Raw genomic sequence first — 20,777 nt, 5'->3', positions numbered from 1 at the left:
AGAGGGCCGGGGTGAGGATGGTTTTAGCCGACCAACTTCTTGGTCATTTCCAGCAAAGTGCGCACATCTTGCGGACGCGTATTGCCGCTCGCTTTATCAATAATTGAACTGTAAATATGCGGAATCACTTTGCTTACGCCCGCATCTAGTGCGATTTTCAGAATTTCTTCGTAGTTCTCAAGGTCAATACCACCGGTGGGCTCCAGCCAGAAATCATATTTTGCGCAAGCTTTCGCTACCGCTTCATATTCATCACGGCATTGCAGGCCGCCCATTGGGAAATATTTGACTGAGCTTCCGCCCATGTCTTTGAGTAGCTTAATTGCTGTTTCGACAGGTACGATGCCGTCTGGCGCGCCAGAACTCAACGGGCCGGTGGAAATTTTCACCATACCGACGGTGCCGGTTGGAGAAACCAGGCCGTTAACCACACTTTCATTTTGCCCAAGCAGCGCACGGCTGGTTCCCACGCCGGTAAATACCTGGTTTACATGCTGCGGCTGCACCTGGCGGGAGATCTCACTCACCATTGCCGATTGATTCGGGTCGCCTGCACCAAGGCCAACCGAGAGCGCATTTTCGATCAACGCCGCATATTCGCGCATATCTGCAACAGCACTGGCGACATCCGGGTAATTTTTGGAAAGCACGCCCACCAGCACATGCCCTTCGGCAGCGTCATAAATAGCTTTAGCATTCTCTTTGGAGCCAGCCAGCACGTTCAGGCAAACACGATCGCGGTAAAAGTTCGGGGTCAATTTCATGCTTGTTTCTCCTTGCTGACCAAAGCCTTAATGCTGTGATAAATAATCTCTAGCTGCTGTGGGTTTACGCTGCGTACGTCGGCTTCGATAATCCCTTCGTTAGCTTTGTAGCCACGGAAGAAAATCGCATATTCGCCTTGTTTCAGCGCGCTGACTAACTCTACGGTACTGGTGCCAATCACCGCTTCATCGAATTTAATTTCAGTACGCGCGATATCACGACCGGCGGCATCCCACACGACGCGGGCGCTGATCCCCTCAATCGTATTGAGATTAGCGATAAACGGCGTCATTTTTTCCACCATCTGCGCACCGCTCTCTTTTTCCGCACTCAGATAATGTTCGATAGCGCAGGTCAGGCCAAGAATGCCTTCTTTACCGACTTTCATGGCGCGTCCAATGCCGCCAGTTTGGAGTTTCACCCACTCGATGTACTGCGCTTTGCCGATCACCAGACCGCTGGTTGGCCCTTCAATCGCTTTTGCGCCGCTGTAAATCACCAGATCAGCACCGGCGCGGTAGTAACACTGCAAATCTTCTTCCGCTGCAGCATCAACAATTAATGGCAGGTTATGCTTGCGGGCCACGACCGCCGCCTGCTCAACACTAAGCATGCTTTTCTGCACCGAGTGGTGAGATTTGATATACAGAATGGCCGCCGTGCGCGGGGAAATCGCCGCAGCCAGTTGATCAGCCGAACATTCGTTGGCGTAACCGGCTTCAACCACTTTGCCGCCACCGAGATAAACCATGGTGCCTACCGGTGCGCCGAAGTTCACGTTGTGGCCTTTTGGTAACACTATTTCGTTGTTCTCAAGCGGGGTGCCATGCAGGTTTTCAATCAGCCACGCGTTGTCTTTCACCAGCACCGCCGCCACCGATTGCGCGATACCGGCGGAAGCACAGGACACTACCGTCGCCGCTTCCACATCCAGCAGTTTTGCGATGTATTCCCCAGTTTTGTTCACCAGGTCTTTCATTTCAAAGTAGTGATTCATGCCTTTCGTCACGGCGTCCACCACTTCCGGGCGCGGAGTAGAAACACCGAGTGCCGTCATGCGGCCGGATGCATTAATAACTTGTTTTAAATTGTATTTTTCATAAATCGAAGACATGTTCTTGCTTCCCTTGTTCGGTCGTAAACCATTTTCCAGCGCGAACTGCGGCAAGTGCCACCAGTAGTTGTTCACCCTGGAGTGTCTGATTTTCTGAGTCGGTAAATACCGTCGGCTGGCGGCGTTTGGCAAAAATAGTCAGGTCGCCATCAAGGCCAATCGACAAACGGCCTTTATTCACCAGGCGCAGACCGTCGGCTGCATGTGACGTCACACAATCAATGACTTGTGGCAGCGACATGCCGATGGAGAGGAATTTTGACATCACCACGCCGAGGCTATGCACCGGGCCGTTAATGCGGTTGCGGCAGTAAATATCGGAGCTGATGGTGTGCGGAAAAATCCCTTTGCTAATGGCGATTTTCGCCACTTCAAAGCTGAAACTGGCCGTGCCATGGCCGACATCAAGGCGCACGCCACGCTGTATCGCGCTGGAAACCGAGGCACGTAATTCACCCGCAGACGTCAGAATGCGGTTCGGTTTGCCGTTGTAGCAGTGGGTGATGATGTCGCCGCTGGTTAATAAATCGGTGATTTCATCGAGGTCCGGCGGATTATTGCCAATGTGTACCATCAGCGGTAAATCACCGTTTTCACGCTGGATTTCTTTGGCGATTTCAAGAGGTTTAATGCCGTTCGCACCGACCACGCTACTGCTCATGCGGGCTTTGATACCGATGATAAAACCCGGGTGGCGCGTGACGGCATCGCACACCGCCACTTTGTCGATATTCGCCATATCAGAGAGTTCGTTTTGCGCAATCAGCCCAACCTTCGAGATATTCAGCAGAGCGTAAACGTCGGTGCGCGCACTGCGAGTCAGCTCGTAAAACTCGTCGATGTCATCTGCACCGGTGCTTCCGGCATCCACCACCGTCGTCACGCCTGTATGAATACCGATACTGTCGGGGTCATCGTGATAAATCGGGGATTTTTGATAGCAGTGAACGTGGGAATCAATCCAGCCGGCGCTAACGTAAAACTCGCCGTTAAGCTGGCGTTCTTCGCGTGTTTCGCCCGTGACATCGCCCAGTGCCGCAATTTTTCCATCTTTAATCGCGATGTCGATAACCGTATCGTCCACCAGGCGGGCGTTGCGCAGGATTAAGTCGTACATGATTTTTTCCTTATTGGCGGATGGGACGCGCCATCCGCCAAAAAAGTTCTACAAAGCAATCGGGAAGAAAGCGCCAAAAAGCATCGCGCCAAGAATTGCGCCGCCGGTAATCGGTTTGTTCCACAGGTAAAACAGCAGCGAACCAATCAAGGATCCGATACCAATGGGAATCGAGGCGGCCATCGCGCTGAGGATAATTAACGGGCCAAGGAAGCGGCCGGATGCGTTACCCGCGCCCATCATCACGTCAGCACCGTAAGTAGAGTTGCTTTGGTTGATGGTGAATTTACGCGCAAGAATGATCAGATAACCAATCGCCAGTCCAATCACCAAACCGGTGGCTAAAGAAGCGGCGAAGTTAGCGACTGGGAAGACAATCCCGGCCCCCAGCAACAGGGCAGGAACGCCAAGCCCGACACCGGTTTGAATCGCCCCGCCGATGTCCAGAATCCCGACCAGCGAACCTTCAATGATGCGGGCAAACAGGAAGCTGGCACCAAATGCTGCGACTGCGCCATACACGCCGGTGTCGATTCCGGCACGCAGCATGGAAACAAACGCTACTTCGTTAAATGCGCCGATTCCGTAGAGGTAGTACATGTGTGTCCCGGCGAACACGCCGGATGAAAGCAGGCCAACAAAAATCGGGAAAGACCAGTCGGCGTACCAAAAACCTTTATTCTCTTCCATCATTGGCTCCCTTATTTTCCGCTCAGCGAGTTATGAATCAGATCCAGCCAGTTCGGCACGGTCAGATGGAAGGATTCGATCATCTTCATGTCGAAACCGCGGAAGAAACCACTCAGGACAAACAGCGCGATAATCGCGACCATCATCACTTTGGTGACGTGGTTCCAACCGCTCTCTTCCACACCTTTACCAATCAGGATGCCCAGTACCAGACCCGGTACGGCGTTACCCATAATCAGCTGTGCGCAGCCGCCGAAAATCGTCGCCCAGAAGCCCGATTTCTTACCGGCGTCAATCGCCGCCAGCCAGAAAATCACTGGCATTATGATGTTAACCAGCAGGTTAGCGGCAGGCACCAGAACTTTTACCGCCGTGACCTGCAATGCAGCCGGAACCGCCGAAGCCGTGGTGTTAAGGAAGGCGACCACAATCATGCCGATGATGCCGCAGGCGATAGCCATCTTTCTCGGGTCGTGCAGGGTTTCGGCGACGTTACGGTTTTTCACCATCAACGCGGCAGCACCCCAGTTTGGGATAATGCGGTGGTCAACATCTTGTGTGAACGCTCCAGCTGCAACCGAGGACGCCCATGCGTTAAAGAAGAAGCCCAGACCAAATGAGAAGTGTGATGCCGGATCGCCTTCGCAGGAATTTAGCTCACCGAGAGTACGAAAAGCGCCCATCCCTTGAGTGGTAGGCGCGTGAAACATACGTGCAGCCCCGGCGCCAACTCCAACACCCACCAGACCGCCGATGATTAGCGATTTTATTAATATAATTAAGAACATCTGTCTGTCCTTTCTGTGTGATTTTATTGGGGAATGAAATCGACTTTGTCCATGTTGATTGCAGTAACATTGACTGAAACATCCAGCTCGACGCTGAACATTTGTTTTTCACGCTTCAGGAAGAAGAACAAAAACGCTTCCTTCTTAACCTGGACTCGCGCCTGAATAACTTGCACATCCTGTGGCTCAATGCGCAGTAAAATGTGGGGAGAAGATTTCATCACCGAGCCCTGAACATGATTCAGGGCGTCAGCAAAGGCTTTGGCTTTGGTATCGCCGCGCCCTTTCACTCTCACCGTTTCTGAGAAGTGTTCTTTCATGCTCACTGACCGTACTTCTTGGCCCAGGCCTGTACCAGACGCTCGCCCAGTTCTTCTTTATCCATAAAACCAAAGCCCAGAACGTTATTGCCTTCGTTAATTGCGGTCACGCCTTCATCCACTGAACGCATGCCGTACTTGGCTTTGTAACCGTGTTTGGTTTGCGCGGTGATAGCACCTGCGCCGCCGCTACCGCAGAAAGAGATACCAAACGTGGCATTTTCTGCTTTCATTACATCGCCCAGTTTCATATCAGCGGCAACACCAGGAATCACCACGGCACGACCGCCCGCTTTCTCAATCCCTGCCGCCACTTTCTGCCCTTTTCCCAGACGATCGCCAATCACTACGGTAATTTGTTCCATGTGTTTCTCCTGATTATTCAAAGATTGTCTTTCGCGACTTCAAAATGCACCGACAACAACCACGCCTCTTCAACAGGGAGATTGCCAAACTGTTCCACCACTTCTTTCGCCATCACCAGCGAGTCATCAGAGATTTCCTCAAACAAACTCTCTTCAACTTCTGGCAGCGGTTCGCCGGTCAATGACCGATGAGCCATGGCACGAACGTGGGATGTCAGCATCTGTTCCTGCACCGCGTTCGGCGTGATGTTTCTGTTCATAAGCAGCGTATTGATAAACGCCAACACTCGTTCGGTGAGAAGCGTTTCCTCGGTACACCCGGCTTCATTAACCATTACCGCTCCGTCATTCACACTACGTACCTCTTCGCTGTCAGGCTTTTAAGGTATCGACCAGGGTTAAAGGTTTGTAGCGAGTTGTTTTCCACTTCGAAGTGGAAATCGCGGCTTCAATAGTGATTTGCGCCACAAAAAAGGGCTGAATCGTGATGATTGGCTGGTTTAGTGTGATTACAGTCACGCATTAGCAATGCTTAAGTGAGAGTTCTCAGTGATAGTTTTTGAGCAAACTTGTGAGCCAGGGGGGATTTTGGGGGAGATATTGGAAAGGCTTATGGCACATTTTCCGGTAAAGAAAACTTCCTGCGGTGCCAGAACGGTTGAGTTTTACCCAACCGTATTTTTAAGTAGTGGGGATTGCTTTAAATTATAGGAAGTTAAGTTTGATGGTCGCAATGGTATCAATTTTCCCGGCCTTCACTTCTGGCGAGATTGCGATATAACGTGCCGCCAGCGGTATCGAACTCTGGTTATGCACCATCGGTAGATCATCGAGCGACACGGGCGAGCCAAAAGCCAAAGGCAGATTGCGATAGAGGAGTTGCACACCCACACCCGTCGCGTTATCCGCAGTCAGAGTATTTTTCAAAATCCCCTTTTCCGGGTCTGCTGCCACACCATACAACGTCATTTCGATGTGTTCCGGGGAACCGGTACACACATAAGTGATATCAAGCTGAGTGGATGCGGCAGTCTTCTGCGCTTGTAGTGTCGCAACATCAACAGGAACCAGGCTGAATGCCGCATTCGCCGCTAAGAAGTGGCAATACCCCGCAGGTGGCGTGGCACTAAAAGAATAATCCACGCTGACTGACTGCTGTAGTGCCGAACGAGTCAGAGTCAATATGGAAGGACTTTGATAGCTGATGTGCTCTAATGACTCAATTGAGCCGGTCTTGACCAGTTCGGTTTTAATAAAAACATCGTCACTGGTTAAATCGCTTTTATCATCCAGCGCAAACTGTTCGTTAACCGGCAGCGTGCTAAGCGGCGTGTGGTTTCCTTTCTGACGAATAATCAAAGAAAGGCGAATGCCAATACCTGCGACCGAAGTCGGATAAACATTATCACCCGTCATGCTTCCGTTCATGATCCCGGTGATTGATAACTGATCCTGCGACTGCGATGAGGCGCAGCTAATATCCTTGCGTTGATGTGCAAGGCTAGAAAGCGAAGCGCGTTTCACATACAGCGTGTCGCCCACACTGGCTTGCAGAGGATCTTTTTGTAGCGATCCGTTAAGCACAATTGAAAGCCGGGATTGGCTTTGCACATTGCAGGCTGAAGCGAGCGTGGGGAATAGCGCAATCAACCCTGACAGCAGTAATATTATTAAGGAACCACGCATCTTAGCTATTCCCACAGGTTAGTTTCATCATTGTTATCGGTAATTTCCCGCTCGCGACCGGCAATTTATAATGTGCTTTGCAAGCCTGCTTATCGTCCATACTAATACTGAGATCCCCTTCATCCGGCGCACCGGTAATAAAGAGTTGCCCACCGTCGCCTACAAAGAACATTCTGTCGCTATCTATCAGGCTTGCTTGCGAACCAAAGGGAATGACTTTTCCTCTCTGGCTCACAGTAAAGAGCACTTTACGGCCAATATTCGCCGGGAAATTAGCAAGGACGACCGCATCTTTAGTGGGAATAACGTTGGTTGAGATATTTTCAAAGGAAATATTAGCGCCCACGCTGTCAGCATCAATTTGAATCGAGTTATTATCGTATGCAGATAATTCAGGCACGATGGTATAACCGCGCCAGTCGGTATAAACGCCGAGGTTATTTTTCACACCAACATGGCTCGCACCCGGTGCACTCACCAACGCTAACGCGCCATCGGAATATTGACCAATTGTCGCTCCATGGCGATGGATAATAAGTTGCCCGTTTAGCCCATAGGTAAACTGCTTTTGGTTTTCATCCTGGTTATAACCCATCTGAATCTCACCATAACTCCCTTTATAGTCGGTAGTTATACTGGCATTTCTGCCATCTTCTTCACCCTTATTGACGTTGTAACCCAATTGCGTGTTATAGGTGAACACTTCGGAATCCATGATATTGCCATGCAAGCCCAACGTTTGATTACTATTCCCTTCGGTGTCATTGGTCATCATTAACGAAGCCGAATTTTTTGCTTCTTTGTCGAATACGGATAAAGGCAGTGTGAAGTTGACCATCACCTGTTTGTCATTAGTGACGGTCCCTTCTTCATCAAAATCCTGGTTAAGGCTCAGGGTGAGTGACGTACTTACTGGCCCGATCGGGGAGTTAAATCCAAGCTGGTACATTTTTGAGCTGGTGCTGTCTCTATAATCAGTTTGGTTCATAGAAACAAATATAGTTTGAGTGTCAGTCACCGCCTGGTTAATTGATAGCGTGAACTGTTTTTCGCGCGCTTTACTTTCGTCTGCCGTACCATAGTTATCGGCAAATGAAACATAGCGGTCACTATATTGCGTGTAATTAAAATTAATATCGCTGCGGGTTGTTTCCATATGGTTAGAGTAAGCAAGATGCATCGCAGTTCCACTGCGGTTCTCATGACTTTCCGCAAGCGTGGAGTTTTCTTTTGCCACATCAACGGAGAATGCGCCGAGAAACCCTAAGTCTAGCCCCACACCAAGGTCGTAGCTTCGGTAATCGTTGGTATTCTGTATACCGCTTAATAAAGTCACATCATAGGGTAAACCGTAAGCCGCTGTAGCCTGGAATACATCAGGCTCCTCAGACTTTATTGTTGCCTCTGAATATTTCCCGGCGGATAGCCCATATTTCAACGAGCCCTGGCGCTGCAAAATAGACATTGAAGAAAATGACTGGCTAAGATGTTTTTCGCTGCCATCAGCCTCTTGAATGGTGATATCTAATATTCCCCCGGACGAAACGGGAGCCATATCAGAAATAGCAAACGGGCCGGGTGCAACATTGGTTTGATAAATTATATTATTGTTTTGCCGAACAATGACTTTTGCATTGCTATTCGCAACACCACGGATAACCGGAGAAAAACCATTAATGCTATCCGGGATCATCTCGGTATCAGAAGTCAGTTGCAGACCTTTAATGCGAATACTGTCGAACAGATCGCCACTAGTGTAGGCGTCGCCCATCACCAGTTCACTTTTTAACGAAGGAATTGCGCGCTCAACGTAAGTGCTGAGGCTTTCCACTTCCGTACCAGACCCGCTACTTTGCGAGAGAGTCGATAAATTGCGTAAACGCCATGGGCCAAGATTCAGCCCATTTTTAAAATTGACATAGTTTTCAGCACCTGCAGAACTATCTTGCTTATTTTCAATGGTTTGTGAACCAGACGCCTGGTAACCGATGAGCAACGCGGGAATGCCGTCATCCCAAAGCTCTGGGGGAATTTCATCTTTAAGCAAGGTACGTAGCGTAGTTTGCGGGAAAGAGAGCGACAGTTTTTTAGTAAGATAATCAAACGAAGACGTGGCAACCGGCACAGCTTCGTTCAGTAATACACAGCTACGATCTTCTTTGTCCAGATTGATATTCACATCGTGTGAAGATGAATCAACGCCGATTTTTGCGTACATCTCAACCGGAATACACGGGATAAGTGCTTCTTTCTGCATTGAGAATTGAATATCTTCCGTCGCGAATTTTTTGCCATTAACTTCAATATAAACGTGATAAGTCCCCTCTTTAACCTGGTTTGCTAATACCGAATTGAGATCGGTAATAGCGGGGGCACCGCCCACAGACTGCATCATGCCGGGGTCAAAATAAGCCTGACCTTGCGCCATAGATATAGACGCCAAAATAGATAAAAACAATGAACTGCGAATGAAAACAAGTTTCACGAGGGCACGAGCAATGATTAGTGACATGGCAAACTTCAATTTTATCTAGAATTAGAGCGTCGCTGTTTTCTCAGGCGAAGTGACAGAAAATTCATTCATTGCGGTCCAGACAACTTTTGCCCCAGCAGGTGCAGACTTCACTTTATAGGTCTGTTCACCATGAGGGGCGACTACTGTGTTGTTATCTTCAATGGAGATTTTTAACGCTTCGTTATTAATCAAAACTTTATTCATAACAACATAATAAGGTGAGTTATTTGTCACGGTAACCGTATCATTACTCATCCTTTTCCACGAAAGAGCCGCGATTGCGTCTTCCAGGTTACCGGGGAGATTTTCAGGGCGATAGAAAACTTTAATACGTGTCAGTACCGCAACCATGACTTTGGTTTTAACCAACTTCTCGCCATCTGTCATTGCCGGAATAGCTTTAACATCTAACCAAACCAGGCTTTCACGATCGGTTGGTAAACCCTCACCGGAATACATTATCTGAACAATCGCTTCACTTTTATTTGCCATATGGAATAAAGGTGGCGAAACAAAGAAAGGTAGTTTGGCATTCTTTTCAAGCCCAGGATTTCCCTGCGCATCAATCCACGACTGGACTAAATATTCACGGTCTTCTGAATTTTTAACCGAGATATTGATATCAGGATCTTTGGCATGATAATAAACACGGTTTGCCGAAAGCTGAACAGTTGCAGAGGAGGAGAAACTCAGGCTTGTCAGCGCAAAAATTGCTGCTGCGACGAATGGACGTAATTTCATGATGTATTCCATAGATAAAAATGGCTGGCAAAAATGCCAGCCATGAGATGACTAATAGCTAATTAAAGGAAGTTAACTTTAACGTTAGTCGTAGCGCTGATGGTGCCAGAAATGACTGATTGGGTAGATACTGTTTGAGTTGGCGCAACATACAGAGGGATATGTGAACTACCGGAGGATTCGGTAGTATGAACCAGTGAGCTACCGCTATTGGCTTTAATCAATACATGTTCCTGTGTAAGCAGAACCTCGTCCCAGAAGCTAACCGCTACGTGCTGCGCGCTACCAGGTACATCATCCAGTGCGATCAGGCTGCTGTTTTCGCCATCTGCGGTACCCAGAATGCTGACAGAAACAGTTTGTCCTGCAGGGCATTTGGTCAGGGTAATATCGTATACCGCACCTGGGTTATTTTTATAAGGCTTGCCTGATTCTACGGTACCGATATCGTAAATGCTGATGTCATCAAAGGTTACTGAGCTAGGAGCATCAATTTCACAAGCAGCGTAATCGATAACATGGCCAGTCAGCGTAATGTCGCTAACACTTGCTTCCTGCGCTGCGTGGCTTACACCTGCCAGGCTAGAAAATGCCATAGCCAAAGAAAGAACTAAAATCTTCTTGTTCATAATAAATCCCTTATTTTTAAACCGATTAGCAAATAGCAATTAGAGGAAAGTCACTTTAATTTGAGCTGAAGTAGATACGTCGCCCGCAGTAACGGTGCTAGTTGCGTCAGATTTTACTAATCCGAAATCCAGGCCAACCATTGCGACGGTTGTTTTAATTGGATCGCCGCCGAGTTTGTATTGAGTGGAGTCATCGTGATTCCACATAGCAATACCCACATTAGTCGCTGCATTTGTAGCAGCGCCATTGGCAAGAATTGTGCTGTCTGTGGCATCAGCGGTACCAAGAACAGAGACTTCCGCGTTAATACTTTCACAGTCAGTGATAGCAACTTGCAAAGTACGTACGGAAGTCTGAGTTGGTTCTTGATCTGAAGTTTTCAGGTCAGCCATCAAAGGTGAACCCAGTTCCAGTGCATTCTTGTTCAGAGCTACTTTACAAGGAGGAGCACTAATAGAGCCTGAAACTGCCAGGTTCAGGATGTTCGCGTCATCTTCTGCATGTGCCATAGAGCCAACAAGAGCGCTTGCTGCAACTAAAGATGCAAGCGTCACTTTTTTGAAAAATGTATGATTCATTTCATGTCCCTTTTTTTTATAAAATAAATATCAAACCTTATCAGCATCATGCTAATAGAGTTTGAGATTTACCTATCCATTTTAATGAAACTTTATATAGCTTAGAGGTATTAACCAAGGGGCGTATGACTATTGCGCTTCGTGATTTTCTTTTCGTAATTACTCTACAACACAAGCTAATATTTTACACTCGTGAAATGATCCGAATTTGGACAGGCAGCGACTAGTAAATTATTTTCGTTATAGTTAACAAAGTACTTCCCAACAACAAGGCCCAGAGACTTAGTCAAGAAGGGGAAAAAAATAATGCCAGAGCCTAATTAAAATAAATTCTCATTTAATGTCATAAGTACAATTAATAGATTTAAGCATCTCATTTTCCATAGTGATAAATCCTCTCATTTTCCTTTCAGAGAGAATGCGCATAGTTCCGCTACGTGACTTTCCAGTTTTGCTACGTATATGCTTTTCAGCATGTAAACTATCGCGCAAAAGCTTAGGCTCATTCATGGGTTCAATTAACTGATTGCGAACTATCTCAAACGAGTTGGATGTCGATAACTGCAAGGTGTGCGTAAAGAGGGCATTGCTCACTGCCTGGAGATGCACTTTTTATTTTATTGAAAATACATTACTGATGGTGAAAGCCACTTATATAACCACGAATTAAAATAATTCCCTGGTCATAGGCTTATGGAGTAATTTAAGTTATAGCGGCAATGGATTATGAAGAGGAAGAGGAAGAGTAAAGTGGCGGAGGAACCCCCGCCAGAAGGTGTAAAGTCTACTTTTACTTCACCAGCCCCATACTCTGAGGCAGTGCCATGGTGATAGCCGGTAAATACGTCACCATCATCAGAACAATCGCAATCACCGCAAAGAATGGCAGCAACGGCTTAATCACGCGCTCAATCTTAATATCTCCCACTTTACAGCCGGTAAATAAGATTGGCCCTACCGGTGGCGTAATCGTGCCGAGGGATAAGTTAAACACCATCATGATACCGAAATGCACCGGGTCCATTCCAAACTGCATACAAATTGGCAGGAAGATTGGGGTGAAGATTAATACCGCAGGCGTTGGGTCCATAAAGGTGCCGACCACCAGCAATACCAGATTCATAATCAGCAAAATAACAATGAAGCTATCTGTAGCAGAAAGTAAACCGGAGGCAATCAGTGCCGGTATTTTGGTGAAGGCCATGACCCACGACATAATCGAAGATGCCGCCAGCATGAAGATAACAATCGCGGTCATTTTCGCCGTGGCGAGGAATATCTTCGGCAAATCGTCAATTTTAATATTGCGATAGATTATGCCGAGAACTAACGAATAAACGACCGCAATCGCCGATGCTTCCGTCGCCGTAAATACGCCGCCCAGAATACCGCCGATAACCACGACAATCATCATCAGGCTTGGAATAGCATCAAACAAAATACGCAGCGTCTGGCCTTTATTTGCCGAACGGTCGGCCACATAGCCACGGCGTTTCGCAATGAAACCCGCAACCAGCATCACACCTAAACCCCACAGAATACCCGGTACATAACCGGCCATAAACAGCGCGGAAATAGACACGCTACCCGCCACCGTTGCGTAAACAATCAAAGAGTTGCTTGGCGGAATCAGCATACCCGTTGGTGCAGAAGCAATGTTCACTGCGGCACTGAACGCTGGATCGTACTGCTCTTTTTTCTGAATCGGCGACATGATGCCACCGACCGCGGCGGCCGACGCCACACCAGAACCGCTGATCGATCCAAACAGCATATTGGCGACAACGTTGGTTTGCGCCAGTGGACCGGGCAAGAAATTACTGACCATTTTGGCGCAGTTAATTAAACGAATGGCGATCCCACCATTATTCATTAAATTCCCCGCCAGTATAAAGAAGGGAATCGCTAATAAGGCAAAGGAGTCGAGGCCAACAAAAACGCGCTGTGCCGACGTTAATATCGCACCATCGAAAGGTAAGATAAGTAACATTGCGGCAAAAGAAGAAATCCCGATGCTGATACTAATTGGCGTGCCCGCCAGCAGTAAAATAAACACACCGCTAAACATTACAAGAGCAACAATAATTGCAATATCCATATCAACACCCAATCAATCTTGTTTCGAAGAGAACTTTCTGAACAGCCCATATTGGTTATACAGGCAATAGAACAGCGTCATTGCACCACTGAGAGGAATTGCAATGTAGATAATGCCGATTGGAATTTGTAATGCGGAATCGAGTTGCGCCATCTGGCGGCTCATCCCGATATAGCCCCCGATAGTCAGCACCAATAATGCAAATACAGAGGTGGCAAGTTCGCCAATGATTTCCAGCGAAAGGCGTAATTTACGCGGCATTTTATCGCGCATAAAAGTGATAGCCATATGCTCGCGCAGACCGAAAACATAGGCCCCGCCAATCAGCACCAGCCAGATAAACAAATAACGCGCCAGCACTTCGCTGACCGCACTTGGACTATTCAATAAATAACGGGATGCAACCTGCCAGGTAACCAGCAGCGTCATTAATCCCACAATTAAAATACATAGATACGACGCCACTTTATCAATGGCCTGTTTCACTCGGGTGATATGCGAATAAAAATCAGATTTGGATACGGCGGCGGAGGGGGCGGTTTGCGTCATTTTCATCATATTCTCCACTGGGGGCCAGAAAGCCCCCCTGGTTACTAAGCCGTGTTACTCGGCCAACTCACGAATTTTTTCGTACAACGCTTTTTGTTCCGGCGTAGTCAACATGGCAGATTGCAGCGGTTTGCAACGTTCCTGGAATGGCTTGATATCCACTTCAGTGAAGGTCGCGCCGTTGTCTTTCGCGGTTTGACGTGCGCCATCGAGCGCTTTATCCCACAGTTCAAACTGAGTCTGGGTGCTCTCTTTGGCTAATTTGCGGAACAGCTCGCGATCGCCTTCATCCATTTTGGCGAGGAAACTTTCGTTAGCGACGAGCAGGTCGGCCACCATCACGTGGCGCGTTGCTGAGAAATAAGGGGCCACTTCGTACTGTTTCAGGTCGGCATAAGTGATTTCATTGTTTTCAGCACCATCCAGCACGCCCTGCTGAATCGCTGAATACACTTCACCCTGGCCCATTGGTACGCCGGTTCCGCCCATGCAAGACAACATTTTGATCATGGTATCGGACTGCATTACGCGGATCTTTTTACCCTGCATATCAGCCGGGGTGGTGACTGCGGCACCTTTGGTGTAAACACTGCGAGCGCCTGCTGTATACGCGGTAATAACTTCAAAACCGGTTCCTTTGGTGGAAGCAAACAGGCTGTCTAGCACGCCAGACGTAAACACTTTGCGCTGATGTTCCGGGTTGTCGTACACGTACGGCATAGCCAGAACCGAGAAGTTTTTATTGAAGTTTTCCACCAGCGGGTTAGCCACAACCGCCATCTGAATCGCGCCAGACTGAACCAGTTCAAGTGAAGCACGCTGGTCGCCCAACAGTTCATTGGGGTGGATTTCTAATTTGTAACGACCATTGGTCGCCGCTTCCAGCTTATCGCTGAAGGAAACTAACGCTTTGTATTGTGGGTTATTTTCAGATTGGTTAAACGCGGTTTTTAGGGTAACGGTGCCTGTTGGAGCAGCGTCATCGCCACATCCGCTCAGCAAAATCGTTGCCGCAACAGCGGTAGCAACCAGCGAAATTTTTGGCAAAACATGTTTCAAATGCAGCATCCTGAGATTCCCTTATCCATGATTTCTGTGTGGAACTATTCCGTTTCGAAAGCATTTACGCATTGAATGGATTAAAAATGAAACGTTATTTCACTCAAAAAGAAATTTTGATTCATTTTGCTATTCAGATCTCAAAATGCCGAAAACAGCTGCTCATAAAAAACACAATCAGTGCATGCAAAAACAGTAAACAAGCGTGGAGTCAGTGATGAAGGCAGGGATTTAAGGTACTTTATGGCAATCTTGCAGGGATGAAACATTTAGGACATCCATGAAAATAGACGCAGAAATCACTTTCCGAAAACTCGAAATATTCATGGTGTTTATGGAAAAGGGGAATATTGCCCGAACTGCAGAGGCTCTGGGCATCAGTGGCGTGAGCGTTCATCGCGCCCTGCACACCCTTGAAGAAGGCGTTCGCTGCCCGCTGTTTATTCATAAAGGCCGCAATCTGGTGCCGTTGCCTGCGGCAAATACGCTGCTTGAACACAGTAAAGAAGCGGTGGCACTGATGGTGCGTGGTATAGCAGAAACTCGCCAGACCGCAGGTGTCGGGCAAGGACGTTTACGCATCGGCACGCTGTATTCTCTCACGCTCGAAACCGTGCCACGCCTGATTATGGGCATGAAATTACGCCGCCCGGAATTGGAAATGGACCTCACCATGGGTTCCAACCAGATGCTGCTCAACATGCTCGAAGACGGCGTCCTGGATGCGATCCTGATTTCGATTTCTGAAAGCGAAATCGACAGAAATAGACTCGAAGTGTTGCCTTTGTTCCAGGATGACATTTTCCTCGCCGCATCCAGCACGTTTCCGCTTGATACCAGCAAGTTAGCCGATCTTCGTGAGTACCATAACGAGAAGTTTGTTTCGTTAGCCGAAGGCTTTGCGACCTACAACGGTTTCCAGGAAGCGTTTCATATCGCGGGGTTTGAACCAGAAATTGTCACGCGTGTGAACGATATTTTCTCGATGATAAGCCTGGTGCAGGCGGGTGTGGGGCTGGCGTTAATGCCGGGGCGCATGAAGAAAGTGTATGAAAATTCAGTACAACTGCTGAAACTTGCCGACCCTTATCAGATGCAGCAATCTATCGCGATTGTCTTTGCCCGCAACCGCGAACACGATCCTAATCTCCTGGCACTTGCTGCCGAAGGGCGCATGTACGCCCGTTCGTTTATTGATACACCTAACGCGCCTCTTTAACGCGCTCGGCGAGGCGTTTTATCAGCGCGACGCTGTTTTGTTCTGCGCAAACCATTTCACCTTCACGGAACGCCTGGCGCGTGAGTCCGGTCAGCACGCTACCTGGCGGCATTTCGATGGCCAGGCGCACATCACGTTCGTTGGCGGCAATCATCGCATCACGCCAGCGCACGGTGCGCGACATATTCAGCGCTAAATCTTCGGCAATTTTCTCCGGCTGCCAGGCCACGCGAGCGGTACTGCCGCTGAGATAGGTACAGCGTGGACGGGTTAGCGTCACATCGGCAAACGCCTGTTGTAGTTTTAGCGCGGGTTCAGCCAGTAATTCACAGTGCGATGGCACGCTAACCGCCAGTTGTTTAGCTTTCTGCGCCCCAAATTTCAGCGCACGCTGGGCCACTTTCGCCATGTCTTCGTCACGCCCGGCAATCACAATTTGCTGCTCGGCGTTGATATTAGCGATATACGTTCCGCTGCCTTCCACCAGTGTTTCGACCTGACTGAGTTGCAAGCCGGTAATCGCCGTCAAACCATAACCTTGCGGATACGCCTGCTCCATTAAATCACCGCGCAGAGCCACTAAACGTAACGCATCTTCAAAGCTTAACGCGCCCGCCACCACGGCCGCCGGAAACGCGCCGATGGACAAACCACACACCATATCGGGCACCACACCATTGAGCTCAAGTTCCTGCGCACAGGCCACGCCTGCAATTAACAGGCAAAGTTGAACAGCACGGGTATGTTTCAGCGCATCAATCGTATCGAGCGCCTCGGCTTCATCACCTAAAACTGCACGAACACGCGCCATAATGTCGCTATCTTGCGGTAATTCCTGCAACATACCGACACGTTGCGTTCCCTGTCCGGGAAAAGTGAAGAGAATTTTCATACTTATCCCTTTAATGCCCACGGGTCAGTGACGATTTCTGGCCCGCTGTTGGTTTTCAGCAACACACGCCCGTCACGTAACCATTCTGCAAGGGCAAAAGCCCCCTGCGGCGTTTCAATTTGCGTATCGGCTCGGCATAACAACTGGCCGATAACCGCCTGCCATTCGAGCAGAGATTCGCGCTCAACACGCTGCGGGCAGCGAATCAGCAAATCGAGATCGCTGTCAGCATGTAGCACCGGGACTTCTGTCGCCAGCGCGTAGCCGCAGCTTCCGGTAATACCCCAGCTCCATGGCCATTCACGCAGGGCGAGTTGAATTGCGCCCTGAACAGGCGGCATTGAAACAAACGGGGATTTTACTAATAAATCGCGGGAGGCCAGTTCTTCCGGGGAAATGATGCGTTTAACTTTTGCCGCATTTACCCAGCCGGCCGCCCGCTGGTCGCGGCGCATTCCACGAACACCTACCGGAATGCGCGCATCATGACTCACATCACGCCGCACCACCACTGGAAGCCGGGGCTGCCATTGGCTTGCTACCCACTCTTCACTCACATCTTCAAGCGCGTCGCTATCGGTTAGCCAGAGTAGGTCGTGTGGGCGTGGTGTGTTCATGATTTACATTCCTGAAGTCAGAGAGATAAACAGCGGTAACGACAGGATAGAGAGCACGGAGCTAAGCAGCAAGACGGCTTCTGCATCCGGCGACTGTACGCCGAAACGGTTACCGAACACCACGCCAAAGAAGCCCGCAGACAGCGCAATCATCAGGATCGCAGTAATCGCAACCGGCCCAGTCAGACCCAGCACCAGCACGATACCCCAGGCGATGAATGGCTGAATCAGCAGTTTGGTCACAGTCGCCACGCACACTACGGTGTTAATTTTCAGCTTACGGGCAGACAGGATAACGCCAGTCAGGAACAGTGCCGCAGCGGTCGCAGACATGCCCAGCGGCTTGATTGACGACAGCAGCAGGTCTGGCATACGAATGCCGATCGCTGACAAAATCACACCCAGTAGCGGGCCCCAGACGATAGGTTTTTTCAGCGAACGCCACATCAGAACAGGCAACATTGCGAGGGTAGAACCGACAGACTCGCCAGCCGCACGCGCTTTTTCACGTTCCAGAATCATCAGGCAGAACGGTGTCATCAACACAGAACCACAGGCGATAGATACCGCAACGGAAAGTGAAGTCGCAGAACCTTCGCCCAGAACGCTGCCCAGAATTGGCAGGCCAAGTGCCGCATAGTTTGGTAACGCAACAGTCAATGTCAGTACAGCCGCATCCTGCGGAGATTTTTTGAATACTTTGGTCGCCAGGAAATAAATCGCAGCGTAGGTAATCCACATCGCCAGAACCAACACCACACTCATTGGTGACTGCTTGACGATACCTGCCCACGGAGTTTGAACCGTTGCGCTAAACAGCGCGGCTGGCAGGGCGAAATCCATTACAAAGATATTGAGCAGGGAAACATTTTTGTTATCGACCATCTTTGCTTTGCCAGCGAAAAAGCCGAGCAGCATGATGACAAAAATGGGCGCAAGCGCATGAACAATTACGTAAGTCATAACTTCACCTGTAGTTAAAAAAAGAATTCCAGCACCGGTGCGATGATTATTATTTTTCAGACGGTTAATGGTTATCGGGCACTCTAACGGTGCCCATTATTACCGTCTGGCAGGTCTGTCTTTTTAAACTCTGTCGCGACTACCAGACTGCGCGCATACGCTCACGAACCAACGCCGAGCTATGGCGATTCTTCGCATTCAGTCTGTTTTTCAGCGTGTTATCGGTGCGAGCTTCACGAACAGCCGTGACCAGCGCGGCATTCACTTTGTCCATATCGGCACTTTCTGGCGCTTCTGGACTCGCAATATCTAACAGCGCAGATAACAGGCCGAGAGTTTCGTAGTTGCTGATGTCATAAGCCATTGGCGGAATGGATGCCGCCAGTTTTTCCAGCGCTTCCACGGTACGCAGCGTGATACGTGCTGCGGACTCTTTACCCATCGCGTGGATCATCACGCCGGAGTCATTGAACGCGATCAGGCGGTTCGCCTGGTAGCCATGTGCCAAAAACGCACCGGACATCGCTTTGCCCACAATCAGGCCAACAACCGGGTGCCCGGCCAGACGCGCATTCGCATAAGCTGCTGCTGCGCCAGCCAGTGCCTGGTGGATACCAAACGCTTCTTCGCGACGGCCATAAGCCTGACTCGGTACGTCGATAACCGCCACAATGGCGCGTTTTTCTGCACTATCTGCATCTTCAGCGATAGTTTCGCTAACCACTTTTGCCAGCGTCCAGCCTTCGAGCAGGCCCACTTCGCCGCCTTTAGCACGCGGGTAATGGTTATTTTCGTCCGGCACAACCGCGATAAAACGGGCGGCTTTGCCATCAACGGTGCCGTCAGCCACTTGTACTGATGCACACAGGCCAGCCATATGCGGTGCGTTAGCGGTAAGTTTGTCCAACCAAATGGCGGCGCGATTCAGTTTCTGGCTCATGAGCGTTTCTCCCCAAAAAGCTGTTTAATCTGTTCGGAATCAGCCTGTTTCGTGGTGTCGAAATTGCTCAGGCGTTCGAGATACCACGCATAATTATCAGTGCGATGTTGTGCCGGAACCCCTTTTGCGAGAGCGTCGTTCACCGCTTGCTTAACCGCGTTAACGCCATCGCCCACCAGCGTTTCTACCAGGCCGCTCTCATAGCGAACTTCGCCGCCGGTCATGCTCCAGATGAACGGACGGTTACGGGAGTCGTATTCGTCGATCCCCGCTTCCTGCTCGATAACCTGCGGGCCGTTCAGGCCAAGACGCGCTTCGCGAGTCACAATTAAGTGGCTGCATAATGCTGCCGCGATAGACATCCCACCGAAACAACCCACGGTGCCTGCCACCACGCCGATGACGGGCGTATAACGGCGCAGATCCACGATGGCGGCGTGAATATCAGCAATCGCCGCCAGGCCGAGGTTTGCTTCCTGTAAGCGCACGCCGCCGGTTTCGAGGCATAAAACCGCCTGAGTTGGGATGCCGTTACGGTTATCTTCCGCCGCCAGTTCAAGGGCTGCGGCCATTTTCGCGCCGGATACTTCGCCCATGCTGCCGCCCTGGAAAGCGCCTTCAATCGCAATCACTACTGCCGGGCCGCCATTAATGGTGCCTTTGGCAACGACCATGCCGTCGTCAGACTGCACCACGATGCCCTGCGCTTCCAGCCAAGGTGAAACAATGCCTTCGAACGGGTCGAGTAATTCGCGGAAGCTGCCGTCATCCAGCAGCAGGCGAGCACGTTCACGCGCTTTGAGTTCGATAAAGCTGCTGTCGTTACGCATGGCTCACCTCTTCAAAAACTTGTTCGATACGAATGCGCGCCACGCCTGGCGTTGCGCCAAAATCGTGGATTTGCATCTGCCCGGCAGGAATGCTGGTCAATGCGCCGAGGCGCTCAAACAGTGCCTGCCAGCGCTGCTCGCTGTTATCAACAGACGTGGTGATGGCGATTGTCAGGGTGTCGCCCTGAGTCGCGGTAAACAGAACTTCCATATCACCGGAGCCAACTACACCCGCCAGCGCTTTGCCGCTAACGGTGCGAGTTGCCGGAAATGACAACGTAATGTGTTCCATAACACCCTC

Annotated in this window: 25 protein-coding genes; 1 reads left to right on the top strand and 24 read right to left on the bottom strand. The window is 49.7% G+C overall.

Annotated features, from left to right (window positions below):
• Positions 1-23 precede the first annotated feature (23 nt).
• From dagF to GBAG_RS01865, 18 genes are all read right to left on the bottom strand, one after another.
• A complete protein-coding gene (gene dagF / locus GBAG_RS01940; RefSeq protein WP_034492963.1) occupies positions 24-764 on the bottom strand; it encodes a 2-dehydro-3-deoxy-phosphogluconate aldolase in 741 nt (246 codons plus the stop codon).
• Complete coding sequence (locus tag GBAG_RS01935) at positions 761-1,879, bottom strand: DgaE family pyridoxal phosphate-dependent ammonia lyase (protein ID WP_034492962.1); 1,119 nt, start codon at positions 1,877-1,879, stop codon at positions 761-763. The genes dagF and GBAG_RS01935 overlap by 4 nt, the downstream gene beginning before the upstream one ends.
• Positions 1,863-2,996 carry an amidohydrolase/deacetylase family metallohydrolase gene (locus GBAG_RS01930; protein ID WP_034492959.1) on the bottom strand — a complete coding sequence of 378 codons (1,134 nt, stop codon included), beginning with the start codon at positions 2,994-2,996 and terminating at the stop codon, positions 1,863-1,865. Before GBAG_RS01930 ends, GBAG_RS01935 begins: the two co-directional genes overlap by 17 nt.
• A gap of 48 nt (positions 2,997-3,044) precedes the next feature.
• Positions 3,045-3,686: a DUF4310 family protein gene (locus GBAG_RS01925; protein WP_034492956.1), complete on the bottom strand. Its 642-nt coding sequence runs from the start codon at positions 3,684-3,686 to the stop codon at positions 3,045-3,047.
• Between the two features lie 11 nt (positions 3,687-3,697).
• Positions 3,698-4,474, bottom strand: coding sequence for a DUF4311 domain-containing protein (locus GBAG_RS01920; RefSeq protein WP_034492954.1), 777 nt, complete (start codon positions 4,472-4,474; stop codon positions 3,698-3,700).
• A 23-nt stretch (positions 4,475-4,497) separates the two neighbouring features.
• Positions 4,498-4,794 carry a DUF4312 family protein gene (locus tag GBAG_RS01915; protein WP_034492952.1) on the bottom strand — a complete coding sequence of 99 codons (297 nt, stop codon included), beginning with the start codon at positions 4,792-4,794 and terminating at the stop codon, positions 4,498-4,500.
• Between the two features lie 2 nt (positions 4,795-4,796).
• Positions 4,797-5,159, bottom strand: coding sequence for an SFCGS family glycine-rich protein (locus tag GBAG_RS01910; RefSeq protein WP_034492950.1), 363 nt, complete (start codon positions 5,157-5,159; stop codon positions 4,797-4,799).
• 17 nt (positions 5,160-5,176) lie between these two features.
• Positions 5,177-5,494, bottom strand: a complete 318-nt coding sequence (locus GBAG_RS01905; protein ID WP_034492948.1) for a glycine dehydrogenase — start codon at positions 5,492-5,494, stop codon at positions 5,177-5,179.
• 37 nt (positions 5,495-5,531) lie between these two features.
• The gene (locus GBAG_RS22650; protein ID WP_156104844.1) at positions 5,532-5,678 is read right to left on the bottom strand and encodes a hypothetical protein; all 147 of its coding nucleotides are present in this window, start codon (positions 5,676-5,678) and stop codon (positions 5,532-5,534) included.
• A 186-nt stretch (positions 5,679-5,864) separates the two neighbouring features.
• On the bottom strand, positions 5,865-6,845 hold the full coding sequence (locus GBAG_RS01900) for a fimbrial protein (protein WP_034492945.1): 981 nt from the start codon (positions 6,843-6,845) through the stop codon (positions 5,865-5,867).
• Between the two features lies 1 nt (position 6,846).
• On the bottom strand, positions 6,847-9,357 hold the full coding sequence (locus tag GBAG_RS01895; protein ID WP_034492943.1) for a fimbria/pilus outer membrane usher protein: 2,511 nt from the start codon (positions 9,355-9,357) through the stop codon (positions 6,847-6,849).
• Positions 9,358-9,381: 24 nt separating this feature from the next.
• On the bottom strand, positions 9,382-10,101 hold the full coding sequence (locus GBAG_RS01890) for a fimbrial biogenesis chaperone (protein ID WP_051873618.1): 720 nt from the start codon (positions 10,099-10,101) through the stop codon (positions 9,382-9,384).
• A 62-nt stretch (positions 10,102-10,163) separates the two neighbouring features.
• Positions 10,164-10,730: a fimbrial protein gene (locus GBAG_RS01885; RefSeq protein ID WP_034492940.1), complete on the bottom strand. Its 567-nt coding sequence runs from the start codon at positions 10,728-10,730 to the stop codon at positions 10,164-10,166.
• A gap of 39 nt (positions 10,731-10,769) precedes the next feature.
• Positions 10,770-11,309, bottom strand: coding sequence for a fimbrial protein (locus GBAG_RS01880; RefSeq protein WP_034492938.1), 540 nt, complete (start codon positions 11,307-11,309; stop codon positions 10,770-10,772).
• Between the two features lie 333 nt (positions 11,310-11,642).
• Entirely contained in the window at positions 11,643-11,903 is a 261-nt protein-coding gene (locus tag GBAG_RS23215) for a helix-turn-helix domain-containing protein (protein WP_072011129.1), read from the bottom strand.
• Between the two features lie 196 nt (positions 11,904-12,099).
• Positions 12,100-13,407 (bottom strand): TRAP transporter large permease, encoded by a 1,308-nt coding sequence (locus GBAG_RS01875; protein ID WP_034492934.1) that lies wholly within the window; start codon positions 13,405-13,407, stop codon positions 12,100-12,102.
• A 12-nt stretch (positions 13,408-13,419) separates the two neighbouring features.
• Positions 13,420-13,962 (bottom strand): TRAP transporter small permease, encoded by a 543-nt coding sequence (locus tag GBAG_RS01870; protein ID WP_081908364.1) that lies wholly within the window; start codon positions 13,960-13,962, stop codon positions 13,420-13,422.
• Positions 13,963-14,010: 48 nt separating this feature from the next.
• Positions 14,011-15,024 (bottom strand): TRAP transporter substrate-binding protein, encoded by a 1,014-nt coding sequence (locus GBAG_RS01865; RefSeq protein ID WP_051873617.1) that lies wholly within the window; start codon positions 15,022-15,024, stop codon positions 14,011-14,013.
• A gap of 271 nt (positions 15,025-15,295) precedes the next feature.
• On the opposite strand from GBAG_RS01865, the gene GBAG_RS01860 reads away from it, so the two are divergent.
• Positions 15,296-16,234, top strand: coding sequence for a LysR family transcriptional regulator (locus tag GBAG_RS01860; protein WP_034492933.1), 939 nt, complete (start codon positions 15,296-15,298; stop codon positions 16,232-16,234).
• On the opposite strand, the gene mdcH is transcribed toward GBAG_RS01860, so the two are convergent.
• The 6 genes from mdcH to mdcC all read right to left on the bottom strand — a co-directional run bounded on the left by mdcH (position 16,218) and on the right by mdcC (position 20,768).
• Positions 16,218-17,126, bottom strand: coding sequence for a malonate decarboxylase subunit epsilon (mdcH, locus tag GBAG_RS01855; RefSeq protein ID WP_034492930.1), 909 nt, complete (start codon positions 17,124-17,126; stop codon positions 16,218-16,220). The genes GBAG_RS01860 and mdcH overlap by 17 nt on opposite strands.
• 2 nt (positions 17,127-17,128) lie before the next feature.
• A complete protein-coding gene (locus GBAG_RS01850) occupies positions 17,129-17,746 on the bottom strand; it encodes a malonate decarboxylase holo-ACP synthase (protein WP_246864849.1) in 618 nt (205 codons plus the stop codon).
• Complete coding sequence (locus GBAG_RS01845; protein ID WP_034492924.1) at positions 17,747-18,706, bottom strand: AEC family transporter; 960 nt, start codon at positions 18,704-18,706, stop codon at positions 17,747-17,749.
• A gap of 139 nt (positions 18,707-18,845) precedes the next feature.
• Complete coding sequence (mdcE, locus tag GBAG_RS01840) at positions 18,846-19,646, bottom strand: biotin-independent malonate decarboxylase subunit gamma (RefSeq protein WP_034492922.1); 801 nt, start codon at positions 19,644-19,646, stop codon at positions 18,846-18,848.
• Positions 19,643-20,476 (bottom strand): biotin-independent malonate decarboxylase subunit beta, encoded by an 834-nt coding sequence (locus GBAG_RS01835; RefSeq protein ID WP_034492919.1) that lies wholly within the window; start codon positions 20,474-20,476, stop codon positions 19,643-19,645. Before GBAG_RS01835 ends, mdcE begins: the two co-directional genes overlap by 4 nt.
• Positions 20,469-20,768 (bottom strand): malonate decarboxylase acyl carrier protein, encoded by a 300-nt coding sequence (gene mdcC / locus GBAG_RS01830; protein WP_034492917.1) that lies wholly within the window; start codon positions 20,766-20,768, stop codon positions 20,469-20,471. The genes GBAG_RS01835 and mdcC overlap by 8 nt, the downstream gene beginning before the upstream one ends.
• Between the last annotated feature and the right edge of the window lie 9 nt (positions 20,769-20,777).

The organism is Buttiauxella agrestis ATCC 33320 (assembly GCF_000735355.1).
GTDB classification, from domain to species: Bacteria; Pseudomonadota; Gammaproteobacteria; order Enterobacterales; family Enterobacteriaceae; genus Buttiauxella; species Buttiauxella agrestis.
This window is presented reverse-complemented; position numbering and strand designations above follow the sequence as displayed.